Origin of the sequence: Kribbella sp. C-35 (genome assembly GCF_046549195.1) — a bacterium.
In the GTDB taxonomy this organism is placed as follows: Bacteria; Actinomycetota; Actinomycetes; order Propionibacteriales; family Kribbellaceae; genus Kribbella.
This window is the reverse complement of the sequence record NZ_JAJPWG010000001.1, coordinates 273,416-296,930: the sequence shown is the minus strand read 5'-3', so window position 1 is coordinate 296,930 and position 23,515 is coordinate 273,416. Positions and strand designations below refer to the sequence as shown.

Sequence of the window (23,515 nt, the reverse complement as noted above, 5' to 3'; positions counted from 1 at the left end):
AGTCATCGGCCATGGAGACCCGTCGAGCCCTCGTCACCGGTGCCGCGTCCGGTATCGGCGCAGCGTGCGCCCAGCGCCTGGCCGCGGACGGCGTCCACGTGGTGGCCGTCGATTTCGACCGGGCGGGTCTCGACGCGCTGGACGGCGTCGAAACGGTCGTAGCCGACCTGTCCGACCTGGAGCGGCTGTCCGACCTCCCGACAGACGTGGACATCCTGGTGAACAACGCCGGCGTACAGCAGGTCGCACCGGTCGAGCAGTTCCCGCCGGAGCGGTTCAGCTACATCCTGCGGCTGATGCTGGAGGCGCCGTTCCGGCTGATCCGGCAGACGCTCCCACACATGTACGGCGCCGGGTGGGGCCGGGTGGTGAACATCAGCTCGGTCCACGGGCTCCGCGCCAGCCCTTTCAAGGCGGCGTACGTCGCTGCGAAGCACGGGCTGGAAGGACTCAGCAAGGTCGTCGCACTGGAAGGTGCTGCGCACGGAGTGACCAGCAACTGCGTGAACCCGGCGTACGTCCGGACGCCGCTGGTTACCGCGCAACTGGCGGACCAGGCCGCGACACACGGCCTGTCCGAGTCAGAGGTGCTGGACAAGGTCCTGCTCGAACCGGTCGCTGTGAAGCGGCTGATCGAACCGGCCGAAGTGGCGGAGTTGGTGGCCATGCTGTGCGGCCCCGCGTCCGCCTCCATCACGGGGAGCTCGTTCGTACTCGACGGCGGCTGGACCGCCCACTAACTGAGGAGTCCGCCCAATGACAGCAACAGAACCAGTGCGCACCCGTTCGTCGATCGTCCGGGTGGTCGGCGCGAGTCTCGTCGGTACGACGGTCGAGTGGTACGACTTCTTCCTCTACGGGGTCGCCGCATCGGTGGTGTTCGGCGACCTGTTCTTCCCGAAAGGCGAGGAGCTCACAGGAACGCTGCTGAGCTTCGCCACGTTCGCGGTCGGCTTCTTCGCCCGTCCGATCGGCGGCGTGGTGTTCGGGCACTTCGGTGACCGACTGGGCCGCAAGCAGTTGCTGGTGCTGTCGCTGCTCATGATGGGTGTTGCCACGTTCGCGATCGGTCTGCTGCCGACGTACGCGCAGGTCGGTGCGCTCGCCCCCATCCTGCTGACAGTGCTGCGACTCATCCAGGGGTTCGCGCTGGGTGGTGAATGGGGAGGCGCAGTACTGATCGTGTCGGAGCATGGTGATCCGGCACGGCGTGGCTTCTGGGCCTCCTGGCCGCAGGCTGGTGCGCCAGCGGGTCAGCTGATCGCAAACGGCGTACTGGCTGGGCTGGCTGCGTTCCAGTCGGACGCGGCCTTCGACTCGTGGGGCTGGCGTATTCCGTTCCTCTTGTCGGCAGTGCTTGTCTTGGTGGGGCTGTGGGTGCGGCTGCGCATCGAGGAGTCACCTGTCTTCCAAGAAGCACGTGCTAAGGAGCAGCCGGCAGACAAGCTTCCGATTCTCGAGGTGCTCACGCGGTACCCACGTGAGGTGCTGACCGCGATGGGTGCGCGGATGGCGGAGAACGTCAGCTACTACATCTTCACCATCGTGATCGCGACGTACGCGAAGGAACACCTCGGAATGGGCAAGTCGTTCGCGCTGAACGCCGTACTGATCGCCGCTGCCGTGCACTTCTTCGCCATTCCGCTGTGGGGCGCGCTGTCGGACCGCATCGGCCGGAAGCCCGTGTACCTCATCGGTGCGGTCGGTGTCGGCATCTGGGCGTTCCTGTTCATCGCACTGGTGGACACTCGCAACTTCGCCCTCGCAACACTGGCTGTCACAGTCGGTCTCGTGCTGCACGGTGCGATGTACGGACCGCAGGCCTCGTTCTTCACCGAGCTGTTCGGCACGCGGGTGCGATACTCCGGTGTCTCGGTCGGCTACCAGCTCGCATCGATCATCGCGGGCGGTCTGGCGCCGTTCATAGCGGTCGCACTGCTGAAGGCGTACGACTCCGGCTACGCGATCGCTGTGTACGTCGCGGCTTGTGCGGTCATCTCGATCGTCGCGGTGACGTCGTACTCCGAAACACATCGTCGGGACCTCACTACGCTGTAGGACCATGGAGGAGCTTCTGCGGCTGCTGGCCGAGGATGCGTCCGGGAGCGAGCTGGCCCGGGCGGCGGGCGAGGACGCGGTGGCACGCGACCTCGCCCTGCGGATCCGGGCCGGCATGGACGCCAGCAAGAAGCGTGAGGCCGAGCTGTCCGCACTGGTCGACGTAGCGCGCGAGCTGGCGTCCGCCCGCGACCCAGGCGGCGTACTGCACACCATCGTCCACCGCGCTCGTACCCTCGTCGGCACGGACGTCGCGTACCTGACCCTGTACGACGAGACCCGCGGCGACACGTACATGCGTGCCACCGACGGCTCCGTCTCTGCCGCGTTCCAGCAGTTGCGGCTGCCACTCGGTGCAGGACTCGGCGGACTGGTCGCGGAGACCTACAAGCCGTACTGGACCGCGGACTACCCGTCGGACCGCCGCTTTCGGCACACCACTCCGATCGACGACGCGGTCGGCGAGGAGGGACTGGTCGCGATCTGCGGTACGCCGTTGGTCGTCGACGGGCGGTTCGTCGGTGTGCTGTTCGCGTCCAACCGGACACGGCGTCCGTTCAGCCGTGATGAGGTGTCTCTGCTCGGTTCACTGGCCACACTGGCCGCGGTGACTCTGGTGCAGGTACGTGCTGCGGCGGAGACCGCTGCAGCGCTGGACCAGCTGTCTGCTGCACATGCCGGCGTCGAGCACGCAGCCGCCGCGCATGACCGTTTTGCCGAGATCGTGTTGTCCGGCGGAGATGTGGACGCCATCGCCGCCGCTTTGGCCGAGCTGCTCGACATGTGGGTCGTACTGGTCGATGCCAGCGGCAACGAGCTGGCAGCTGCCGGGAGCGTCCCTGGTACGCCGGTGCCGTGGCAGGAGTCCGAGTCCGGTCGATTGACTCGCATCGGTGACTGCTGGGTCGTGGCGGCGACCGCGAAGCGCGAACGGCTCGGTGCACTGGTCATTGGCGGCGCTGACGACCTGTCCGGTGCAGACCAGCGCATCGTCGAGCGAGCAGCCGTTGTCACCGCACTGGTCCTCCTGTTCCGCCGACAGGCCGCTGAGCAATCCCAACGTGCACAGGCAGACCTGCTGGCCGACGTACTGAGTGGAAGCGCCGATCCGCGCGCTCTGACCGATCGACTCCGGTTGCTCGCTCCCAATCATCGGCACGATCGCCTGGTCGTCGCAGTGTGCCGTGGCGACCACACCGCCGTACGTGCACGGCTGTCCGCACCGCTGGAAGACAGGCTGGTGCTGTCTGGTCCGTACGGCGGGGACCTGGTGTTGCTGTTTGCTCGTACCAGCGCTGCGGCTACTGCACGCGACCTGTCCGAGCTGGCTAAGCGCACCGGCGTGACGATCGCTGTCACTGGCCCTGCGACGTGGGGAGAGCCCTTGGTTGAGGCACACCGACAGGCGTCTCGCCTGGTCACCACCATGGTCCGCCTGGGTCGCCTTTGCGAATCCGCCACACCTGACGACCTGGGGGTGGCAGGCCTGGTGGGTGCGTCCGAGGTCGACGTACGCACCCACGTGCACCATGTGCTCGGCAAGGTCCTCGACTACGACACCCAGCGGGGCACCGACCTGATCGGCACACTGCAGGCGTACTTCGCCGCCGGCCAGAGCCCGACCCGGGCCGCCACGTCACTTCACATCCACCCCAACACGGTGCAACAGCGACTCGACCGCATCACCGCCTTGCTGGGCGACGGCTGGCAGTCCCCGGACCGCGCACTGGACGTCCAGGTGGCTCTGCGGCTTCACTCGGCCGTCGGGTGATTGTTATGGCACCAGAACGAGGCGGCCGCGGACCCCTCCCGCTGCAAGTCGCTTGTAGGCGCTAGCCGCTTCGCTCAGGTGGTAGGTCTCGGCGACTCGAGTTGAGATGACGCCTGCTTCAACGAGTCGCTTGAGCTCTTCCAGATCGGCGCGGTTGGTGTGGACGAAGAGCTGCTCCACAGTGATGCCACGGAGCTGCGGTGGCCGCGGACCTCCTTGCAGGTGGACGTGACGACCGCCGTTGCGCACCGCCTCCTGCGCAGCGATTCCAACCACGGCCGCGTCCACGACGCCATCCACGCCGGCCGGCGCGATCCGTCGTACCGCTGCCGCCAGGTCCTCGTTCCGGTCGATGAAGTGGTCCGCGCCGAGCCGCCGTACCAGCTCCTCGTCACGTGCTGCAGCGCTGGCGATCACCGTCTGACCGGCGTGCTCGGCGAGCTCCACGGCGTACCCGCCGACACCACCAGCCGCGCCAGTCACGAGCACTGTTTCTCCTGGCAGATTCTTGACGGCCTGTAGAGCGGTCAGCCCGTTGAGCCCGAACGTGGATGCCCGGGTCAGGTCCACACCTTCCGGCGCGCGCACGACTGCATCGGCGTCCAGTACGACGTATTCCGCATGCGTCTTGAGCTGCTGGGCGAGGAGATCCGCAACCCCGATTACCGCGTCACCGACCTGTGCCTGGCAGCCGGGTCCGACCGCATCCACGGTGCCCGCGACATCCCAGCCGAGACCGAACTGCTCGCGCGGCACAGTCAGGCCGAACTCGACCAGCACCCCGGTACTCACCGCCACATCCACCGGGTTCACCGCGGCGGCGGCCACCTTGATCCGTACCTGGCCCGCGGCCGGCTCGGGTACGTCGGTCTCGATCAGCTCGATCGCCTCCGGCCCGTCGAGACGCCGGGCTACTACTGCGCGCATATCGTTCTCTCCTCGTGGTGTCTGGAACCTGCACCACTCTCGGAGAGCTACTCTCTCCTGGGAAGTACGCACTTCGGAGTGCGTACCGCACGACGAGGAGAGCCATGCCGACGCGCACCGCAGCCCAGCTCCGCGAAGAGGCAGCACGCGAGTACGACGCGTTCCTGGCGACCTGTCCCGCCCGGCAACTCCTAGACCGCATCAGCGATAAGTGGGTGACGCTGGTACTCACCGCCCTCGCCGACGGCCCGCAGCGCTACTCCGACCTGTCCCGCCGCATCGCCGGCGTCAGCCAGAAGATGCTGACCCAAACCCTCCGCTCCCTCGAACGCGACGGCCTCCTGACCCGCTCGGTCACCCCGTCCGTCCCCGTCCGGGTCGACTACGACCTGACCCCACTGGGCCGCACCCTGATGCCCCTCATCGCCGCCATCAAGTCCTGGGCCGAAACCCACATGCCCGAAGTAACCACAGCCCGCACCACCTACGACAACCCGAGCACCCCAGCATGACGACCACGGACGGAGCCGATCGTCGGGTTGTGGTGGTTGTCGTGCCGGCCGTTGGGACCTGGGCTCCGCCAGGCCGGGACCCGGAGGCGTGGCGGTTGGCGATGGCCGAAGACACGTACGAAGTGATTGCCGCGCTCGACCGGGTCGACGTCGCGGTCGCAGTCGCCGGCGACGATCACGCGGTGGCTGAGATGCGCGCACTGACCTGGCCGGGCACACCGACGTACGCCGTCGATCCCGACCGACCCGTCCTGCATGCAGTGGAACTCGCCGGGCCCGCCGCCGCGGTGGTCGCGGTGTCGCACGACGTACCCGACCTGCCCGGCCTGCTGATCGGAAAGCTCTTCCGTGCCTTGAGCAACGCCGACGTCGCCGTCACACCCGCCGAGGACGGCTCACTGGCCGCCGTCGGCATCAAGCTCCCCGTCGCCGACTGGCTCGCCGACCTCGCCCCGACTTTCGACACCCCACTCGAACTCCTCGAGGCCCGCAAACCCCGCCGCCACGCCGTAGCAATCGGCCCCGGCTGGCACCGTCTGCGATCGAACGCTGACTTAGCGCGACTGGATCCCGGCCTCGAAGGCTGGGACGCCACAAGATCCATACTTCGTCACTCCTGACCCGTCACCTTCTCCCCACCCGCTCGTTCACCATGCAACGGGGACCACGGGGAAGCCCCAACTGATCGCCGATGCCGTTCAGGGGCGGCACCCGACGACAACCCGACCGCACCGGGGGGATGCGGCCCGGGCCGCCACACCACGGGGATCGCACCACAAGCGGCGTGCCGCAGTCGGGGGACTGCGCACACCGCACCACGGGGACACGGGGAACACCGCACCAACGGGGATCACGGGGACGCACCAAACGGGGAACCGCAGTAGAACCAGGAAAGTCACGGGGGCCTGAAACCACTGCACCAGCAGGCGATCACAGCACGGGGACAGTACGACGGGAGTTACCGGAACCGCAGTACGACAGAGGAACGCACGGCAACAGCCGGAACGCCTGCACCAGCGGGCGACCGCGCCACGGGGACGCAGCACAGCACAAACCACGGGGATCGCAGTAACACGGGGAACGCACCGGGGCAGCCGGAAACGCCTGCCCCGGCAGGTGATCGCGTCACGGGGGACGCGGCACGACACAAACCACGGGACCGCAGTACGACGGCGACGCACCCGGTTATCCGGTCACGGCGCCAGAGGTTGATCGTCGCGTGGACAGTGCGGCGGGGGAGCACGGGGATGGTTGGAAATGCTCTACCGGTGAGGTGATTGCCGGGTGCAGTGGGTGGAGGGACGTACGGGGATGGCTGGAAACGCTGTACCACCAGGAGGATCTCCCGGTGACGCAGTGCGGGGGAGGCACGGGGATGGCAGGAATGCTGCGCCAGCGGGGGTGATCGTCGGGTGGTGCAGTGGGGCGGGGAGTGCGCGGCGCTGGCGGGAGGTGCGGTGTCAGCGGGGGCGCAGCACGGGGGATGCGGTGCTACGGGGTGAGGTTCGAGGGATCGCAGGGCTGAGGTTGGGAATGCCCTGCTGTGGGGAGGTGGGCCGGCTGATTTGAGCCGGCCCACACGCCTGTGTTCCTCGGCCTACCATGCATGTGTTCCTCGGCTCGGCCCGGCGCGTTTCACAGCCGCGTCCGTGGGGAGAGGGGCCGAGTTGCACCGTTCGGCGAGGGTGGGTCAGGGCTGGGGGATTTGGTGGTGGGCTCGGGTTGCGAGGGCTTGGACGCTGATGTCGGTGTCAGCCGGGAGGGCGTTCAGCGGGAACCACGCGAGGTCGTCCGACTCGTCGCTGACGACGTACTCCGTCGTTGTCGCGGTGATCAGGAACTGGACGTCGAGGTGGTACGCGCCCGCGCAGCCGCCGGCTTGCAGGAGGTGGCGGGAGAGCTGGAGCGGTTCGTGGCTCACCGTCAGACCCGGGAGTCCGGACTCCTCAGTCGCTTCTCGTAGGGCAGCGCCGCTGAGCGTGGTGTCGCCGGGTTCGCAGTGGCCGCCGAGTTGGAGCCATCGGCCGACTGTCTTGTGCAAGGTCAGCAGGGTGTTCTGACCCGTGCTGTCGATTACCAAGGCGCTGGCGGTCACATGCTCCGGTCGGCAACTGCGCCACATCCCGTCCGGATGCGTCGCTAGGTGCCGCAGGTAGTGCGCCCGCAGCTCCTCCTGCTCCGCGTCGGGCGCACGCCACCGCTCCAATACCTCAACCGCATCCCCATGAAGCATTCCGCAAGTCTCCCCACCCAGCCCGAACACTCTCAAGCGGGGTGCGACGACGGCTCCCATGCCGGGTCCGGCGATCTCGACTCGGTGGGCTGTCGCCGGCTACTTGGTGGGGGTGTCGCCGTCGTCGTTCTGGGGGTTGTCGGGGGTTTGTTCGTTGAGGAAGTCGCTGATGTCGATGTCTGAGAGTTCGCCGGCGTGTTGGGCGAAGCCGATGGGGTCGTCCAGGTCGGTGGTGCTTGGCATCAGGTCGGGGTGGGACCAGAGGTTGTCACGGCCGTCGACGCCGCGGGCGTCGCGGACGGCGGCCCACAGGTTCGCGGCGTCACGCAGGCGGCGCGGCCGTAGTTGGAGGCCGACGAGGGTCGCGAACGTCTGCTCGGCCGGACCACCGGCAGCGCGACGCCGCCGTACTGTCTCGGCGAGCTGCACCGCAGCGGGCATCCGGTCCTTGGTGGCCTGCCGTACGACGTCGTCGACCCAGCCCTCGACCAGGGCCAGCGTGGTCTCGAGCCGGACGAGCGCTGCCTTCTGCTGCGCCGAGTCCTCGGGCTCGAACAAGCCCCCGGCGAGCGCTTCCTGCATGGCTTCCGGGTTCTGCGGGTCGATGTCGGCCATCGCCCGCTCGATCTTGCCGGTGTCGACCTCGATCCCGGCCGCGTAGTCGGCGACCGCGGCCAGCAGATGCTGGCGCAGCCACGGCACCCCGGCGTACAGCCGCTGGTGCGCGACCTCACGCAGCGCGAGGTACAGCCGGACGTCCTCGTCGGTGAGCCCGAGGCCGTCGGCGAACTTCGCCACGTTGTCCGGCAGCAGGATCGCCTGGCCGGTCGGACCCAGCGGAAGACCGATGTCCGACGAGCTGACAACCTCGCCGGCGAGCTCGCCGAGACCCTGGCCGACCTGGGCACCGAACACGGAACCACCCAACTGCCGCAGCATGCCCGCCATCGGACCGGCGAACTGCTGCGCCTCGGAGGGCAGGGCGTTGCCCATTGCGCCCGCGACGTGCTCCGCGACCGGATCGACGATCGTCTGCCAGACCGGGAGCGTGTTCTCGACCCACTCGGCACGGCTCCAGGCCGCGGAGGTCGCGGACACCTCGGGCAGGGTGGTCGCGTCGTCCAGCCAGTGCTCGGCGAGGCGGACCGCGTCCGCGACCCGATCGCTGTCGGCGGACGTCATCGACCGGTCTCCGGCGGTGGAGACGGTCTTGCGGGCAATGTCCTTGGCCAGGTCCCAGTTCACCGGCTTGCCGTCGGTCGACCCGCTCAGCATCTGCTGGACCTGGGCGAAGATCGCGTTCAGGTCCGGGGTGCCGCCCGCGCCGGCCGCACCGGAGAACTGCTGGAACATGGCCTCGAACGGCGTTCCCTTGAACGGGTTGTCCGGGTTGTCCGGTTCGTCGCTCATCGGAGGGCCTTCCTGTGCGGGTGGGGCGTACAACTCCAACGTACTGGTTCCGTCCATCAGTTCCTCGCTCGGTGAACGCACAACCGTCCCTGTTCGCCGCCGGCAGAGCCTGAATCGCGGTCCGGCAGGTAGGTGAGGAAGGCAACAGTCTCTCCCGGTGTACGCCGCACCACACACCGCAGCCCTGTACGCCGGGACGCGGAAAGGGAGGGGATGTCCTGGAAATAGGAGGTGGGAGGGAGAATTGCGGTGCGGGGGATGGAATGGTGTGGTGTGAGCGTGGGGACCTGGCCGGAATGAGGAACGGATGAGCGACGCGATCAGACTGCTGGACATTCGCGACAGTGCGTTGTCCAGCGACGAGGTTCTCGCGGCTGTCGCGGACCCGACGGCGGGCGGAACTGCGCTTTTCATCGGCACTGTGCGCAACCACGACCAGGACAAGCCGGTCGATCGCCTGAGCTACGAGGCGCACCCGGACGCGCTGGAGCACTTGCGAAAGGTTGCGCAGCGTATCTGTGACGACCCCGCGGTGACCGCGCTGGCCGCCGTCCACCGGACCGGGGATCTGGTGATCGGCGACGCCGCGGTGATCGTGGCGGTGGCGGCATCGCACCGGGATGTGGCGTTCACCGCCTGCCGGCAGCTGATCGACGAGCTCAAGGCCGAGGTCCCGATTTGGAAACACCAGCGCTTTTCCGACGGTGGCAGCGAGTGGGTCGGCGCTCACTGACACGTACGCTGGGCGCATGAAGGTGGCCGGATGAAGGTTTTGGCGTGGCTGGCGTTCCCGCTGGTCGCCACGCTGCTGGCGATGTGCTGGGCGGCGTGGCGCGGGTGGCGCAGCCGTGAGCGCCGCCGGTCCGGCGGAGCCTTCGCCTCCGTCGAGGACTTCCGCCGCTTCAGCGCCGCGCTCGCCGCACCAGGCCCACGGGCCATTCCGGAACGTCGCCGCGGCCTGGGTCGTCGTAACCATCAGCCGGTCTCTTCCGAGATCCGTAGCTCCGGCTCCAAGATCGCAGGGCAGGGTTCGTGACACGTCGTACCGCCACATTGGTCACCTCGATCGTCGTGCTTGTCGTCTCGCTGGGGCTGGTCACCGCGTTCCCGGTGCCGTTCGTCTCGTTCAGCCCCGGGCCGGTCAAGGACACCCTGGGATCGGCGAAGAACAAGCCGGTCGTCGAGATCACCGGCCATGACACGTTCCCGACGACGGGCCAGCTCGACCTCACGACCGTGTCCGTGACCTCGCCGGACCGGCAGCTGACCCTGCCGCAGGCGATGCGGAACTGGCTCGACCCACACCACGACCTGTTCCCGCGCGACATCATCTATCCGCCGGACCAGAGCGCCGACGAGGTCGAGCAGCAGAACACCGCGGAGATGACCGGCTCGCAGGACAGCGCGGTCGCGGCCGCGCTGCAGGCGGCGAAGGTCCCGTTCCATACGAAGGTGTCGACGGTCGCGGACAACTCGCCGGCGCAGGGCAAGCTGAAGCCGGGCGACATCGTGTTGGCTGTCGACGGTCAGACGGTGACGCAGGTCCCGCAGGTCGGCGAGTTCGTCCGTAAGCACAAGGTCGGCGAGAACGTCGTCTTCCTGATCCGCCGCGGCACCGCCGAGCAGACCGTCCAGCTGAAGACCGCCGCGACGCCCGGTGACGAGACCCGGCCGATGGTGGGGATCACGATCGGTGTCGACTCGCAGGTGAAGGTGACGGTCAACCTCGGTCAGGACATCGGAGGCCCCAGCGCGGGCACCGCGTTCGCGCTGGCCATCTACGACAAGCTGACCCCGGGCCCCCTGCTGAACGGGAAGCACGTCGCCGGAACCGGGACGATCGACGCGCTCGGCCAGGTCGGCGCGATCGGCGGTATCCAGCAGAAGATCGCCGGCGCCAGGAACGACGGCGCGACGGTGTTCCTGGTGCCGGCGCCGAACTGCGCGGCCGCACTGCACGCCGGCGTGAAGGGCATCCAGCTGGTGAAGATCAGCACGCTGACCGACGCCATCAGCGGCCTGCAGGCGATCGCCGACGGCAAGGGAGATGTCCCGTCGTGCAGCCAATGAGCGATAGGTACGTACTGGTGAGCCGAAGGGAAGATCAGCCGGCATGGACTCCGTAGGCACGCTGCCACCGGACGCGCTCAGCCGCGCGGTGGTCGAGATCGAGAAGCACGTGAGCAGCGCGGGCTGGGACCAGCCCGCGCAGTTGTTCGCGCTGGTTCCGACGGCGGACCTGCTCCGCGCCGAACCGAATCTTGCCGCCGAACTCGGCGCCGAGGACGCGTCACAGCCGCTCACCCCGGTGGCCCAGGGCGAGCTTCCCGGCGGTGTCGAAGACGACCGCCTCGCTGACACGCTGGGCCGGATCGAATGGCCGGACGGTGTCGCCGGATGCGCACTGGCCATCGAGCGGATCGTGCTGCCGGCGGCGGCCGAATCCGGCCTGTCCAGCGTCGAGTCGGACGCAGAACTCGCCCGGCTGGCAGGGAGCGATCCGCGCCGGCACGAGGTCCGGATGGTCGCGGCGGTGCTCCGGGAGGGCACCCGGTTCGGCGCCGTCCGGTTGCGCGCCCACGACGAGGACGGCGCAGTGCTTACCGGTGTCGACTTGGTCCCCACGCTGTGCGAAGTACTGTCTTTGACATTCGAACCTTCGGTCCGGTCGGGCGAGGGTCCTGGGGTCGACGGCATGAGCGACGAGGAGAAGCGACCATGAGCGACGGCGTCTATGACATGCCGGAGGAGCCGCCGGCCCGCAGGAGCCGAAGAACAGGCGGACGCCCCCGTGCTCTGCTGCCGACGATCGCCACGCTGATCGTCCTGCTGATCCTCTTCAGCGTCTTCACCGACGTCTGGACCCAGCGGCTCTGGTACCGATCGGTCGACCTCGGCTCGGTGTTCAGCACCGTGCTCGGCACCCGCGTACTGCTGTTCGTGATCGTCGGTCTGCTGATGGCGGCCGCGGTCGTCGCGAACATCATCGTCGCCTTCCGCACCCGTCCCCGGGTAGCACTGGCCCCGTCGCCCAGCCCCGGCTTCGAGCGGTACGGCGATCTGCTGCAGCAGCACGGGAAGGTCGCGGTCGGCGTCGTCGCGACCCTGATGCTGGTCTTCGGCGGCTCGGCAGCGTCGGGGGAGTGGAAGGTCTTCCTGGCCTGGCGGAACCGGACCCCCTTCGGCGTCACCGACAAGCACTTCAACAAGGACATCGCGTTCTTCGTCTTCGACTACCCGTGGCTGCGGGTGCTGCTCGGCTTCGGCTACTCGATCGTCCTGCTGTCGCTGGTCGCCGCGATCATCACGCACTACCTGTACGGCGGGTTCCGCCCGTCCGCCAAGGGGCAGAAGGCCTCCGGCGCGGCGCAGGTGCAGTTCTCGGTGCTGCTCGGTCTGCTCGTCCTGCTCAAGGCCTTCAGCTACTGGCTGGACCGGTTCGGGCTCACGACCTCGGACGCGAAGCTCTTCACCGGTGTCTCCTACACCGGCGACCATGCCATCCTGCCGAGCAAGGAGATCCTGGCCGTCATCGCGGTCCTGTGCGCGGTCTTGTTCTTCGCCAACGTGGTCCGCCGGACCTGGCTGCTTCCCGGCGTGGGCACGGTCGTGCTGATCCTGTCGGCGATCCTCCTCGGTGCGCTCTGGCCGGCCGCGCTCCAGCAGTTGCGGGTGCGACCGAGCGAGCCGGTGAAGGAAGCGCCGTACATCGACAAGAACATCGCGGCCACGCGTCAGGCGTACGGGCTCGAGAACGTCGATATCACCGAGTACAAGGCGACGACCACGGCGAAGCCGGAGGAGCTGACCGCGGACGCCGAGGTCCTGCCGGGCATCCGGCTGATCGACCCGACTGTGATCGGCCCGACTTTCGAGCAGCTCCAGCAGGTCCGTGGCTTCTACTCGTTCCCGACCGATCTCGACGTCGACCGCTACAAGATCAAGGGCAAGGTCAACGACACGGTCCTCGCGGTCCGCGAGGTCCAGGTCGACCGCCTGCCGGCCGGGCAGCGCAACTGGAACAACGATCACACCGTCTACACCCATGGCTACGGAGTGGTCGCCGCGAACGGGAACCAGTCCCAGGGCGGTACTCCGGTGTGGACCGAGAAGGACCTGCCACCCACCGGTGACCTCGGTGAGTACGAACCGCGGATCTACTTCGGTGAGCAGTCGCCGGACTACTCGATCGTCGGCGCCCCCGCGGGCGGCCAGAAGGTTGAGCTCGACACGCCGGAAGGACGGAGCGGCGGCGACCCGACGCTGAACACCTATGAGGGCAAGGGCGGCGTCCCGATCGGCTCGTTCGCCAACCGGTTGCTGTATGCAACAAAGTTCCGGGACGCGAACATCCTGCTGTCCAGCCGGGTGAACCCGGAGTCGAAGATCCTCTACGACCGCACTCCGCGCGAGCGGGTCGAGAAGGCGGCGCCGTGGCTGACGCCGGACGGCGACCCGTACCCGGCGATCGTCGACGGCCAGGTGGTCTGGATCGTCGACGGCTACACCACCTCGGACAACTACCCGTACTCCGAGAAGGTCGACCTGGACGTCAGCACCCGGGACACCACCACCGGCCGCGGGACGATCGCGCAGCAGCCGAGCGAGAAGATCAACTACATCCGCAACTCGGTCAAGGCTGTCGTCAACGCCTTCGACGGCTCGGTCCAGCTGTACGCCTGGGATGACAAGGACCCGGTGCTGAAGACGTGGATGAAGGCGTTCCCTGACACGGTGAAACCGCGCTCGGAGATCTCGCCGGACCTGATGTCGCACCTGCGCTACCCGGAAGACATGTTCAAGGTGCAGCGCGACCTGCTCGCGAAGTACCACGTCCAGGACGCCGGCACCTGGTACCAGAACAGCGACCTGTGGCGGGTGCCGGACGACCCGACCGCGGTCTCCTCCGGTGGCGACTCGGCAACGCATATCAGCCAGCCTCCCTTCTATCTCTCGTTGCGGATGCCCGATCAGACCGGGCCGAAGTTCTCCTTGACGTCGGTCTACGTACCGAACGGTGAACGCGAGAACCTCACTGCTTTCATGGCCGTCGATGCCGAGGCCACCTCGCCGGACTACGGCAAGTTCCGGGTCTTGCGATTGCCGGGCAACCTGCAGATACCTGGTCCGGGGCAGGTCTACAACAAGTTCCAGACAGACGAGAGCATCAGACAGGCACTGCTGCCGATCAACCAGCCGAACAGCGGAGCAAGAGCGCAGTACGGCAACTTGCTGACGCTGCCGCTCGGCGGTGGGCTGCTCTACGTCCAGCCGGTGTACTCGGTGCGGACCAGCGGGCCGGGTAGTTACCCCGTCCTCCGGTACGTCCTGGTGTCCTTCGGTGACGGCGTCGCCTACGGCGCGACGTTGCAGGAAGCCCTCACCAAGGTGTTCAAGACCAGCGTCGACACCGGTGAGCTGCCTCCAGGGACCGAGAAACCGCCTACTACCCAGCAGCCGAACCAGACGGTCAAGCAGGCCATCGCCGACGCACAGGCCGCATGGACCCGGGCGCAGACGGCCCTCAAGAACGGCGACCTTGCCGGCTACCAGACGAACCTCAACCAGATGAAGGCCGCGCTCGACCGTGCCGCTGCCGGTGCAGCGGAGACGCCTGCCCCGTCGCCATCGGCAACGCCGTCCGCGAATCCGTCAAGCCCACCGGCATCGACGACGCCGACGAGCCCACCGACCTCACCGACAGGCTGAGCCGCAGGGTGGTTCCCGGGGCGGCGACACCGACATCAGTCGGCGTCGCCGCCCCGTTCGTTTCCCGTTGGTCTGGCCGGCTGGTTGCCTACGGCATCAGGTCGTCGGCTCCGGGTGGAACCCGGCCGCAGTGTCGAGCACATCCTCGTCGGTGAAGCGCTCGTGATCGATCGTGACCTCGGCCGCGACGCCGGGCTCGATGAAGTAGAACACCTCGTTGCCCGCGAACAGAGCGTCGTACCCACCGACCTTGACCGGTTCGAGCTGCCAGTCGCCTGGCTCCTTCTCCTCGTACTCGACGAGGAAGTCCTTCACAGCTTCGAGATCGGTGAGTTTCTCGCCGCGGAGGGTCTTCACGGTCAGGTCGACCTTGAATGCTCCCTCCGGATCCGGCCCGGTCTCCCAGACCCGGCTGTGGAACGACACGTCCTCCCACTCGTACTCGAAGTCGCTCGGCGTACCGAGGCCGTCGGGAAGGTTCTCGATCACGAAGCCGTCCAAGGTGCCAACCCTTTGCTCGGTCGATGGATGTTCCGCGGAGTACGTCGACGACGGTGTGAACTCTGTTGCTGAGGCAGGAACTGTCGCCGAGAGCCCGAGCGCGGCCAGGAAGACCGCGCTCCCGGTCACGATACGGCGGGCGGACGGCACGGCTCGGGAACGAAGCGATGAACGCGACATGGCTGCCTCCTGGAAACGGCGGCGCCCCGCCTGCTGCGAGACGCCCTTCGTGACCAAGAAGGTGCAGTGATCGTCCCTCGCCTGAACCGACGAGTTCGGATCTGTGGACAACCTCGCGGTCAGTGCCCGATCAGCCGATGCAACCGATGGAACGTCTGCCGGAACCCGAGCCGCGGCCACGCCCGCGACGACAACAGATTCGTCACCCGCCAATCGGTCACGACCGACGTGTACCCGGTCTCCGCCGACCACTGCAGCACAGCCTCGCCCAGCGCGCGTCCCGCGCCGAGCCCGCGAGCCGACGGCAGGACGGCCGCGAACCCGAGGAACCCCGCGTTGTCCGGTTTCGCCAGCCCACTGTGCGCACTCGACTTGTCCAGCGAACAGCCGACCGACGAGCCGACGACCTCACCGTTGTACGAGGCAACGAAGGTCGCGTAGTCCTGATCGTCGATCGACTCCTCCCAGTCGGCCACCGCTTCCTCGAGAGTCGGCAGCTCCCCGGACGAGAACACCGGCGACAACCCCTGGTGCCGGGGCAGTTCGAGGTCGAGCTCCGCGAGTACAGGGATGTCCGCACGCACGGCACGACGTACGACGAGATCCGATGGCGGCCGGAGGGGAGAGTCAGGCGCGGGGCGGACGGCATGCGCGTGCTGCGAGCCGAACGCCAGCCGGAACCAGGCGTCGATCAGCGCGGGGTCGTCGGGCACCAGGACGTAGTGCGCGATGCGTCCGTCGTCGACCCACTTCGCCGCGGCAGCGCCGTACAGGTCGCGAATGTGTTCTGGCTCACGTACGGCGTGCCCGGCGGCCTCGACCCAGATGTTCGGACCCCAGACCGGGGACTGCTTCGGGGCGGCCAGCAGGTAGCCGGTGATCTCGCCGCCTTCGACCATCACCGCGCCGGAAGCGCCCTCGGTCTCCCAGGCAGCCGTCACCTCGACCAACGCGAGATGCGCGTCCTCGTAGTCAGCGGGAAGCAGTGGGTGACGCTTGCGGTGCTCCTGATGCCGCTCGGCGAGCAGACCTGCCGCGGCCGGCAGATCCGCCTCTTCGAACGGCCGAATGACGTGTCGGGACATACTCGGACGGTACGCCGCCACGCCCCCGGCAGACACGGGTTTTCGCAGGTCCGGGGCCACACCGGGAACCGATTTGGTTGCTCAGCCCAGATCCTCTAAACTAAAGACACAACGACGCGGGGTGGAGCAGCTCGGTAGCTCGCTGGGCTCATAACCCAGAGGTCGCAGGTTCAAATCCTGCCCCCGCTACGGAAGAAGGCCCGGACCATCAGGTCCGGGCCTTCGTTTTGTTGTGCCTGACCTGCGGGTTTGGTTGCTTCAGCGGTAGCCGGAGGCTTGGAGGTTGAAGAGTTCGGCGTAGAGGCCGTTCTCTTGGAGCAGTTCTTCGTGTGAGCCGTGTTCTGCGATCGTTCCGTGCTGGAGCACGATGATGGTGTCGGCCATGCGGACTGTGGAGAATCTGTGTGAGACCAGGACGGTGATGGTGCCGACGCGGTCTCGCAGGTCGTGCGCGACGTGGGTCCAGGCCTCGAAGAGGCGGTGTTCGGTTTCGGGGTCCAGGGCTGCTGAGGGTTCGTCGAGGAGTAGTAAGGCAGGAGTTGGGCGCATCATCGCTCTGGCGATTGCAAGCTTCTGCCACTGGCCTCCGGACAGGTCCACACCGGCCGGCCAGCCTGAGCCGAGTTGGGTGTCGAGTCCGCGAGGCAGGGCGGACAGTACGTCGGTGGCGTCGGCGCGCTCAAGCGCGGCAAGGACCTTCAGATCGGCATGAGTGTTTTCGATGTCTCCGAGCGACACGGTTTCACGCACCAGGAGTTCGAAACGGGCGTGGTCCTGGAACGCGGCGGAGACTCTGTCCTGCCATTCGGTGAGGTCGACTGAGGCCAGATCTTCCCCGTCGATGGTGATCATGCCCTTGGTCGGGCTGTAGAGGCCCGCGAGGAGTTTGACGAGGGTCGACTTGCCGGCGCCGTTCTCGCCAACGATGGCGATCGTCGAACCCGCGGGCAGGTCCACATCAATCTTCTCGAGGGCAGGCCGTGCGGCGCCGTCATACTGGTAGGAAACGTTGTGTAGCGAGATGCCGTGCTCGAGCTGCTGCGGCAGAGGGCGGTGGCCTCGTTGAGCCGCGTGGCCGAAGAGGTCTTGCAGGCGAACGAAACGGTCGGCAGCGACCAGACTTCGGATCGTGAGCTGCAGCACCTCACTGGAGCCGCTGACCAGCCCGAGTACCTGGCCGGCCAGGACCGCGATCAGCGCGGCTTCGCCGATGGTTGACTCGCCGATGGTGACCTGCCGCACCACGAAGGCGATGGACGCTACGTATCCGGCGATGAAGACCAGCCGTCCGGCAAGACTCCAGCCCGCGGCCTGGAGCTGGGCCTGTCCGTTGAAGAGTCGGATCTGGTGGTGCGCTTGCTGAAACCTGCGCAGCATCTCCGCTTGCAACCTGAACAGGCGGACCTCCTTCGCGCCGCCTGGGGTGGCCGTCAGCTCTACGAGATGCTCGGCAAGCCGGGCGGGTTCGGCTGCGCGCCGGCCACTGTCGCGGAAGATGCGGCTGGTCTTGAAGCTGACGAGAAGGGACGGCACCGCGAACAACGGGAGGGCGAGGAGGATCGGATCGACTAGAACCATGAGGACCGCGGTCGCGATGATCTGCACGGTGATGGCGCAGAGTTCTACCATCCTCGGCAGGACCTGGCTGAGCTGATAGCCCTCTCGTTGGAACGCATACAGTTCGTTCAAATGCTGCGGGCTCTCGTGGAGTTCCAGTGTGGGCGCGGCGCTCACCAGGTTGAGAATGTGCCCGTTCATCAGGTACCGGGTGTGGTCGCGTAGCCGAGACTGGGCACGCTGTCCGCCGTACGTGATAGCGACGGTGGCGGCAATCGAGATGACGCCTCCGACAGCGCCGATCCCTGGTGGAAGTGGACTGCCGGTGTGGATGCCATCAACGATGAACTTCAGCCACAGACCGTAGAACGACTGCGTGATCGCCCCGAGTCCGGCCAGTACGAACGCAAGTACCGCGGCCGCGTGATCTGCCTGCCAAGCTAGGCGCAGCATCGTTGTGATGACGCGCAGGCGAGTGTTCTCAGCCATCGATGTCCTCCTCGGCGGTAGAGCTGAACCGCATTGCTTGCTTGCGGAACATGCGGGCGTAGATTCCGTCAGCCGCGAGAAGCTGTTCATGGTTGCCGTCTTCGGTGACGTGCCCGCCATCGAGCACGATGATCCGGCTGGAGCGACGGATCGTGGAGAACCGATGGCTGATCACGACGCTGGTCAGGCCGGTCGTGAGATCGAGGAACCTGTTGTAGATGTCTGCCTCGGCGCGTACGTCGAGTTGCGCGGTTGGTTCGTCGAGAACGAGCACGCGCGCGCCGCCTTGAACCGCCATGAGTGATCTGGCGAGAGCGATCCGTTGCCACTGTCCACCAGACAGGTCGGCTCCACTCTCGAGCCGGGGAGAGAGCGTCGTATCAAGGCCATGCGGGAGCCTGCCGAGGATGGTGTCTGCGCCAGCTCGTACGGCGGAGCGCTCGATTTCCTCGTCGATCGATGGCTGTCCCAACTGCTCAACTGCTCCGAGACCGATGTTGTCCCGTGCGGACATCTCGTAGTGAATGAAGTCCTGGAAGATCGCCGCCACGGACTTCCGCCACGATTCCTGATCGAGCTCGCGAAGATCGGTTCCGTCGATGAGGATCCGGCCGCTCTGCGGTACTTCGAGTCCGGTGAGGAGCTTGATCAACGTTGTCTTACCTGCTCCGTTCAGTCCGACGATGCCAAGCGACGTACCCGCCCGGATCTCGAGGTTCAGCCGATCGAAGATGACCTTCCCGGATCCGGGATATCCGAAGGTCACCTCGTCGAACACGATCGATTCCGATGGGCGTCCCAACGCACTGGCAGTGCCGCGGTGTGTAGTGGCGTGGTGGGCAACGAGGTGTTCCAGCTCGAGCACGACCGGGACCCGACTGGCGCCGTACTCGATGAGATCGTCACCGGATTGATCGGCGAGAAGGCTCATGCCGAGCAGGCCTTGGAGCAGCAAGACGACAGCGCCGACGCCGAGGTCTCCGCTCAGGGCCGACCGTGTGGCCAGAGCGACCACGGCGGCATTGGTCACAACGACCACGGCAAGGAGCGCTGCTAGCGGGCGCTGTCCGACTTTGCGGGCCTTGGCCAGCTCCGCGAGTATGCGCGTTGTCTGGCGACCGTAGCGATCCGACAGCCAACCGGCGAGCCCGAAGATGCGGACCTCTTTTGCCCACTCTTGGCGCAATCCGATGCGGTGCGTGTAGCTCGCGGCATGTACGGCGTCTTCCCTGGTGAACTGGTCGGAACGGCGCATGTTTGCCTGCAACCCGTTGCCGACCAGGACCCAGACCAGGAGCAGGACTACGGCGGCCGGGACGGAGACGGTGGCCACCAGCACAGCGGCTGCGACGCCCTGGGCTTGCAGCGGCCACTTCATGGTCAAGCCGTCGACCAGGTCTCCGGGTTCGAGGCCCGCGATGCGCACTGCACGGTCAGTCTTGGCGGCCAGGTCGGGGCGCTCGAAGATGTCTAGGGTGCTTGCGTTGAGAGCGGCTCGGATCACGCGGCCGATCAGGTGTTCCTCGTACCGCCGGTATAGCGACCAGCGCACCACCTCGTAGGCGGCGCGCGTCACTTCTTGCGCTGCAAGCACGAGCGTGATCCCGGCGAGGGCCGAAACGAGGTCGGCTGCTGCGGGTGAGTTCGGGCCTGACCTGGCCGCTGCCGGAAGGATTGTGATCAGGTGTGCGACCAGCGCTGCGAAGACCGCCGGCCAGATGGCGGTGAGGACGATGCACCCGATCAGCAAGGCAAACCGGCGCGGGAATGCGCGAGCGAGTACGACGACCGCGAGCAGGCGCGACCAGCGCGACAGCCGATCCTGTGAGTATTTACCCTTGTTGCACTGCAGGAATGTGACAGCTGCTACCCGCCATGTCAAACCCTCCCGGCGACCCCACGAAGCGCGAGGCCCGGAGGGTGTTCTCGGTTCCTCAGCATGGGCGCCTTGTTCGGCGGAGACTCCTTCGGGGAGCGGGATCAGGCAGTTGTCGGCGTACGGGACGCGGACGTACTTGGCCAGTCCTTCTAAGGAAGCTCTAAAGCTGGCTGAAAGCACAGCTGAGGCCTGGGCGGTTGTGTTGTCATCCACGGCGCCGGGGTTCGTCCGGCGCGTTCAGTGGATGAGAGGGAACACGATGATGAAACGCGCACAGTTGGTCGTGGCGACGGTAACTGTCGCCGCGCTGGCCACTACCGGTACGGCGTCGGCGGCGGTGTCTGGGGCGGATTCGAAACCCGGTGCCGCCAAGTCCGGTGCTGCGGTCAAGGTGGACGGGAAGGCGAAGCCGGCCAAGGACACCGACCTCGCCAAGATCGCGGCGCAGCTCGGGGTGACGACCGATCGGCTCGAGGCCGCGCTCGTCGCGGCCAAGAGGTCGCTGGCCGGCTCGACCACCGTCACGCCGGAGGAATTCGTCGCGGCGGTCGCGGCGAACCTGGCGTTGCCGGTCGCTCAGGTCAAGGCCGCCGTGGAACCGTTGTTCCTGAAGCCTGGGCGCCCTCGTCCCGGCGACGGCAAGCAGGACGGCAAGGGCAGGACCGACGGCAAGCAGGGCGGGAAGGACAAGAAGGGGGCGGACGACCCGCGGAACTCGCCGTTCGCGTCCGACGCCGCGGCGGCACGGTTGGCGGCGGCGCTCGGCGTCAGTCAGGCCAAGGCCAAGTCCGCCTTGGTCACCCTGGTATCGGCTCCCGGCGGAATCGTTCCGACGTCCAAGGCCTTCCGCGACATCGCCGACTCGCTCGGGGTCAGCGTCGATCGGTTGAAGACCGCGTTGGGGGATCTGAAGCAGTCGCTGGACAACGGCTGACAGCCGCCATGCGTCACCTCATCAAAACCTCATGATCGACGGCGAGGATGGATGACCATGCGGATACTTGTCGTGGACGACGACCCGGCTGTGCGGCGGTCCCTGGAGCATGCGCTGGGCCGCGACGGGTACGACGTGGCATCCGCCGCTGACGGGGCGTCCGCCCTCGCCGAGCACGGCGTGTTCCGCCCGGACGCGGTGGTGCTCGACGTACTCATGCCCGAACCGAACGGGCTCGAGGTATGCCGGACGCTGCGTTCGGGCGGGTACGACACGCCGATCCTGATGCTCACAGCCCGGGACCTGGTCACCGACCGGGTCGCGGGGCTCGACGCGGGGGCCGACGACTACCTGGCCAAACCCTTCGCTCTGGAGGAACTGAGGGCTCGACTTCGAGCACTGCTACGGCGCAGCGGCGCAAGGGCCGAGGTGCTGCACTTCGCCGACGTCGACCTGGACTTGAGCGGCCGCCAGGCCGAACGCGCCGGGCGGCGCCTGGAGCTGACCAAGACGGAGCTGTCGCTGCTGGAGCTGTTCCTGCGCAATCCCCGCCGGGTACTGAGCCGGACCCAGATCTTCGAGTCCGTCTGGGGCTACGACTTCGGCCCGGAGTCGAACGCGCTGTGGGTCTACATCAGCTACCTGCGAAGCAAGCTCGAGGCGGACGGCTGCAGCAGATTGATCCAGACAGTGCGCGGCCTGGGGTATGTCCTGCGCGAGGAGCCATGAACCTGCGCACCCGGCTGGCCATCGCCGGAGGGTCCATAGCCGCCGGCGCCTTGGTGCTCGTGTCGGTGGTCCTGTATCCGGCCGTGGAATCCAGCCTCCGCGGCCAGATCGACAGGTCTCTGGTGACGGCAGCCGGCCAGGCTCCGGACGTGGCGAAAGCCATCAAGGAGAAATTCAGGGGGACGTCCAACGAGGGGGCCTTCCCGGCTGTTCCGCTGGGGATCGGGAGCACTCAGCTGCAAATCGTGCCGGACCCGGTCCAGGCCGGGCCGTCGGCGCGGTTCGTCGACCTCACCGACCGCGACGTCGCCGTCGCGAACGGAACCGCCACTGCCTATTTCCGTAACGCGGTCTACGACGGCGTCGCCTACCGCGTCTACACCGCGCCATTCCCAGGGGCCTCCGGCACGCTTGTTCGCACAGCGATCCCGCAATCCGATCCGGCACCAACCCTGCGCAAACTCGCCGGGTTGCTCGCCGCGTCGACGGTCGCCGCCGGACTCGTGGCAGCTCTTGCCTCACGCCTGGCCGCCCGCCGCGTCCTACGGCCTGTCGGTCGGCTCACCGAGACTGTTGAACTGATTCGTACGACCGGCGACCTGGCGATCCCGATCCCCGCCGACGGTCACGACGAGATCGGCCGGCTCGGCTCCGCGTTCGCCGGGATGACCGCTGCCCTGGACGAGTCCGTCGGCGCCCAGCGCCGCCTGGTGGCCGACGCCTCGCACGAACTGCGCACACCACTGACAAGCTTGACGGTGAACCTCGAGCTGCTGGCGGAGGACCTGGCCGACAAGCAGGCCCCACAGCTCGCCGCCGAAGCGCTCGACCAGGCAAGCGAGCTCAAGACGCTGATCAACGACCTGGTCGACCTGGCCCGCTACGGTCAACCCGCTTTCCATACCGAAGACGTCCGCTTGGATCTCGTCGCGGAGCGCGTCGCGGCCCGCGCGACACGTCGGGCGGCACAGATCGGATTCGAACTGACCTGCGCGCCCACCCTCGTCCACGGAGACCCCGACGCCCTGGAGCGCGCCGTTGCAAACCTGGTCGACAACGCCGTGAAATGGAGCCCGGCAGGCGGCAAGGTCCTGATCAGCGTGAAAGAGGGCACTCTCGACGTCGCGGACGCCGGTCCAGGGATCCCCGACAGCGACGTCGAATTCGTCTTCGACCGCTTCTACCGCTCACCCGCTGCCCGCGCGCACCCCGGATCCGGGCTGGGTCTGGCCATTGTCCGACAGGTCGCCGAGGCTCATGGCGGGAGGGCTGAAGTCGTGCCGCACCGAAGCGGCGCGCTACTGCGCCTGAAACTGCCGGTGTGTAGCGAACACGCCGAACCCTAGAACAAGCGTCACACGCGATCTTGGATCAGCGGCTGGGCTTTCCGGTTCCTGAGTCGGTGCAGCGCCTTTAGACCTCGAGGCGGACCAGCAGAGCCAGGTGGTCGCTGGGGTAGTGCGGGCAGCCTCGTGAACAGGACGCCTTTGAATGACGCTTCCAGGCGTTGCCGGGGCGTGGCTTCGGTCGCGGACAACGTC

General features: G+C 67.2%; 20 protein-coding genes and 1 tRNA gene. 14 read left to right on the top strand and 7 right to left on the bottom strand.

Annotated elements, in window-relative coordinates; genetic code table 11:
- Positions 1–11: 11 nt before the first annotated feature.
- Genes ACLJOO_RS01475 through ACLJOO_RS01465 form a run of 3 tightly spaced genes read left to right on the top strand, consistent with a single transcriptional unit; the run spans position 12 to position 3,829 of the window.
- Complete coding sequence (locus ACLJOO_RS01475) at positions 12–740, top strand: 3-hydroxybutyrate dehydrogenase (protein ID WP_410784929.1); 729 nt, start codon at positions 12–14, stop codon at positions 738–740.
- A gap of 16 nt (positions 741–756) precedes the next feature.
- A complete protein-coding gene (locus ACLJOO_RS01470) occupies positions 757–2,058 on the top strand; it encodes an MFS transporter (protein WP_410784928.1) in 1,302 nt (433 codons plus the stop codon).
- 4 nt (positions 2,059–2,062) lie between these two features.
- The gene (locus ACLJOO_RS01465) at positions 2,063–3,829 is read left to right on the top strand and encodes a helix-turn-helix domain-containing protein (protein ID WP_410784927.1); all 1,767 of its coding nucleotides are present in this window, start codon (positions 2,063–2,065) and stop codon (positions 3,827–3,829) included.
- 3 nt (positions 3,830–3,832) lie between these two features.
- On the opposite strand, the gene ACLJOO_RS01460 is transcribed toward ACLJOO_RS01465, so the two are convergent.
- Positions 3,833–4,756: an NADP-dependent oxidoreductase gene (locus ACLJOO_RS01460; RefSeq protein WP_410784926.1), complete on the bottom strand. Its 924-nt coding sequence runs from the start codon at positions 4,754–4,756 to the stop codon at positions 3,833–3,835.
- A 104-nt stretch (positions 4,757–4,860) separates the two neighbouring features.
- On the opposite strand from ACLJOO_RS01460, the gene ACLJOO_RS01455 reads away from it, so the two are divergent.
- Both ACLJOO_RS01455 and ACLJOO_RS01450 read left to right on the top strand, forming a co-directional pair.
- Entirely contained in the window at positions 4,861–5,268 is a 408-nt protein-coding gene (locus ACLJOO_RS01455; protein WP_410784925.1) for a winged helix-turn-helix transcriptional regulator, read from the top strand.
- Positions 5,265–5,888 carry a DUF2064 domain-containing protein gene (locus tag ACLJOO_RS01450; RefSeq protein WP_410784924.1) on the top strand — a complete coding sequence of 208 codons (624 nt, stop codon included), beginning with the start codon at positions 5,265–5,267 and terminating at the stop codon, positions 5,886–5,888. The genes ACLJOO_RS01455 and ACLJOO_RS01450 overlap by 4 nt, the downstream gene beginning before the upstream one ends.
- Before the next feature lie 1,070 nt (positions 5,889–6,958).
- Here the strand turns inward: ACLJOO_RS01450 and ACLJOO_RS01445 are convergent.
- The gene (locus tag ACLJOO_RS01445) at positions 6,959–7,501 is read right to left on the bottom strand and encodes an NUDIX hydrolase (RefSeq protein ID WP_410784923.1); all 543 of its coding nucleotides are present in this window, start codon (positions 7,499–7,501) and stop codon (positions 6,959–6,961) included.
- A gap of 99 nt (positions 7,502–7,600) precedes the next feature.
- Positions 7,601–8,911, bottom strand: coding sequence for a zinc-dependent metalloprotease (locus ACLJOO_RS01440; RefSeq protein WP_410784922.1), 1,311 nt, complete (start codon positions 8,909–8,911; stop codon positions 7,601–7,603).
- Positions 8,912–9,218: 307 nt separating this feature from the next.
- Here ACLJOO_RS01440 and ACLJOO_RS01435 point away from each other — a divergent pair, with 307 nt between their 5' ends.
- From ACLJOO_RS01435 to ACLJOO_RS01415, 5 genes are read left to right on the top strand one after another with little or no spacing between them, the layout of a single operon-like run.
- On the top strand, positions 9,219–9,644 hold the full coding sequence (locus tag ACLJOO_RS01435) for a molybdenum cofactor biosynthesis protein MoaE (protein ID WP_131285467.1): 426 nt from the start codon (positions 9,219–9,221) through the stop codon (positions 9,642–9,644).
- Positions 9,645–9,674: 30 nt separating this feature from the next.
- The gene (locus tag ACLJOO_RS01430) at positions 9,675–9,947 is read left to right on the top strand and encodes a hypothetical protein (protein ID WP_410784921.1); all 273 of its coding nucleotides are present in this window, start codon (positions 9,675–9,677) and stop codon (positions 9,945–9,947) included.
- Positions 9,944–10,981 (top strand): PDZ domain-containing protein, encoded by a 1,038-nt coding sequence (locus tag ACLJOO_RS01425; protein WP_410784920.1) that lies wholly within the window; start codon positions 9,944–9,946, stop codon positions 10,979–10,981. The genes ACLJOO_RS01430 and ACLJOO_RS01425 overlap by 4 nt, the downstream gene beginning before the upstream one ends.
- 43 nt (positions 10,982–11,024) lie before the next feature.
- A complete protein-coding gene (locus tag ACLJOO_RS01420; RefSeq protein ID WP_410784919.1) occupies positions 11,025–11,633 on the top strand; it encodes a PPA1309 family protein in 609 nt (202 codons plus the stop codon).
- Complete coding sequence (locus ACLJOO_RS01415; protein ID WP_410784918.1) at positions 11,630–14,620, top strand: UPF0182 family protein; 2,991 nt, start codon at positions 11,630–11,632, stop codon at positions 14,618–14,620. The genes ACLJOO_RS01420 and ACLJOO_RS01415 overlap by 4 nt, the downstream gene beginning before the upstream one ends.
- Before the next feature lie 96 nt (positions 14,621–14,716).
- Here ACLJOO_RS01415 and ACLJOO_RS01410 read toward each other — a convergent pair whose 3' ends face one another.
- Together ACLJOO_RS01410 and ACLJOO_RS01405 are read right to left on the bottom strand one after the other, a co-directional pair.
- Entirely contained in the window at positions 14,717–15,301 is a 585-nt protein-coding gene (locus ACLJOO_RS01410) for a hypothetical protein (RefSeq protein WP_410784917.1), read from the bottom strand.
- A gap of 119 nt (positions 15,302–15,420) precedes the next feature.
- On the bottom strand, positions 15,421–16,386 hold the full coding sequence (locus tag ACLJOO_RS01405; RefSeq protein WP_410784916.1) for a GNAT family N-acetyltransferase: 966 nt from the start codon (positions 16,384–16,386) through the stop codon (positions 15,421–15,423).
- A 115-nt stretch (positions 16,387–16,501) separates the two neighbouring features.
- On the opposite strand from ACLJOO_RS01405, the gene ACLJOO_RS01400 reads away from it, so the two are divergent.
- A tRNA-Met gene (locus ACLJOO_RS01400) sits at positions 16,502–16,575 on the top strand.
- A gap of 69 nt (positions 16,576–16,644) precedes the next feature.
- On the opposite strand, the gene ACLJOO_RS01395 is transcribed toward ACLJOO_RS01400, so the two are convergent.
- Both ACLJOO_RS01395 and ACLJOO_RS01390 read right to left on the bottom strand, forming a co-directional pair.
- Complete coding sequence (locus tag ACLJOO_RS01395) at positions 16,645–18,432, bottom strand: ABC transporter ATP-binding protein (RefSeq protein ID WP_410784915.1); 1,788 nt, start codon at positions 18,430–18,432, stop codon at positions 16,645–16,647.
- Positions 18,425–20,524 carry an ATP-binding cassette domain-containing protein gene (locus tag ACLJOO_RS01390; protein ID WP_410784914.1) on the bottom strand — a complete coding sequence of 700 codons (2,100 nt, stop codon included), beginning with the start codon at positions 20,522–20,524 and terminating at the stop codon, positions 18,425–18,427. The genes ACLJOO_RS01395 and ACLJOO_RS01390 overlap by 8 nt, the downstream gene beginning before the upstream one ends.
- Before the next feature lie 46 nt (positions 20,525–20,570).
- Here ACLJOO_RS01390 and ACLJOO_RS01385 point away from each other — a divergent pair, with 46 nt between their 5' ends.
- From ACLJOO_RS01385 to ACLJOO_RS01375, 3 genes are read left to right on the top strand one after another with little or no spacing between them, the layout of a single operon-like run.
- Positions 20,571–21,245 (top strand): hypothetical protein, encoded by a 675-nt coding sequence (locus ACLJOO_RS01385; protein WP_410784913.1) that lies wholly within the window; start codon positions 20,571–20,573, stop codon positions 21,243–21,245.
- A 57-nt stretch (positions 21,246–21,302) separates the two neighbouring features.
- The gene (locus ACLJOO_RS01380; protein WP_410784912.1) at positions 21,303–21,974 is read left to right on the top strand and encodes a response regulator transcription factor; all 672 of its coding nucleotides are present in this window, start codon (positions 21,303–21,305) and stop codon (positions 21,972–21,974) included.
- The gene (locus ACLJOO_RS01375; RefSeq protein WP_410784911.1) at positions 21,971–23,320 is read left to right on the top strand and encodes an ATP-binding protein; all 1,350 of its coding nucleotides are present in this window, start codon (positions 21,971–21,973) and stop codon (positions 23,318–23,320) included. Before ACLJOO_RS01380 ends, ACLJOO_RS01375 begins: the two co-directional genes overlap by 4 nt.
- Positions 23,321–23,515: the final 195 nt, after the last annotated feature.

Coding starts and splice junctions, on each gene's coding strand:
- ACLJOO_RS01475 (WP_410784929.1), top strand. CDS start 12: ATGGAGACCCGTCGAGCCCTCGTCACCGGTGCCGCGTCCGGTATCGGC.
- ACLJOO_RS01470 (WP_410784928.1), top strand. CDS start 757: ATGACAGCAACAGAACCAGTGCGCACCCGTTCGTCGATCGTCCGGGTG.
- ACLJOO_RS01465 (WP_410784927.1), top strand. CDS start 2,063: ATGGAGGAGCTTCTGCGGCTGCTGGCCGAGGATGCGTCCGGGAGCGAG.
- ACLJOO_RS01460 (WP_410784926.1), bottom strand. CDS start 4,756: ATGCGCGCAGTAGTAGCCCGGCGTCTCGACGGGCCGGAGGCGATCGAG.
- ACLJOO_RS01455 (WP_410784925.1), top strand. CDS start 4,861: ATGCCGACGCGCACCGCAGCCCAGCTCCGCGAAGAGGCAGCACGCGAG.
- ACLJOO_RS01450 (WP_410784924.1), top strand. CDS start 5,265: ATGACGACCACGGACGGAGCCGATCGTCGGGTTGTGGTGGTTGTCGTG.
- ACLJOO_RS01445 (WP_410784923.1), bottom strand. CDS start 7,501: ATGCTTCATGGGGATGCGGTTGAGGTATTGGAGCGGTGGCGTGCGCCC.
- ACLJOO_RS01440 (WP_410784922.1), bottom strand. CDS start 8,911: ATGAGCGACGAACCGGACAACCCGGACAACCCGTTCAAGGGAACGCCG.
- ACLJOO_RS01435 (WP_131285467.1), top strand. CDS start 9,219: ATGAGCGACGCGATCAGACTGCTGGACATTCGCGACAGTGCGTTGTCC.
- ACLJOO_RS01430 (WP_410784921.1), top strand. CDS start 9,675: ATGAAGGTTTTGGCGTGGCTGGCGTTCCCGCTGGTCGCCACGCTGCTG.
- ACLJOO_RS01420 (WP_410784919.1), top strand. CDS start 11,025: ATGGACTCCGTAGGCACGCTGCCACCGGACGCGCTCAGCCGCGCGGTG.
- ACLJOO_RS01415 (WP_410784918.1), top strand. CDS start 11,630: ATGAGCGACGGCGTCTATGACATGCCGGAGGAGCCGCCGGCCCGCAGG.
- ACLJOO_RS01410 (WP_410784917.1), bottom strand. CDS start 15,301: ATGTCGCGTTCATCGCTTCGTTCCCGAGCCGTGCCGTCCGCCCGCCGT.
- ACLJOO_RS01405 (WP_410784916.1), bottom strand. CDS start 16,386: ATGTCCCGACACGTCATTCGGCCGTTCGAAGAGGCGGATCTGCCGGCC.
- ACLJOO_RS01395 (WP_410784915.1), bottom strand. CDS start 18,432: ATGGCTGAGAACACTCGCCTGCGCGTCATCACAACGATGCTGCGCCTA.
- ACLJOO_RS01385 (WP_410784913.1), top strand. CDS start 20,571: ATGATGAAACGCGCACAGTTGGTCGTGGCGACGGTAACTGTCGCCGCG.
- ACLJOO_RS01380 (WP_410784912.1), top strand. CDS start 21,303: ATGCGGATACTTGTCGTGGACGACGACCCGGCTGTGCGGCGGTCCCTG.
- ACLJOO_RS01375 (WP_410784911.1), top strand. CDS start 21,971: ATGAACCTGCGCACCCGGCTGGCCATCGCCGGAGGGTCCATAGCCGCC.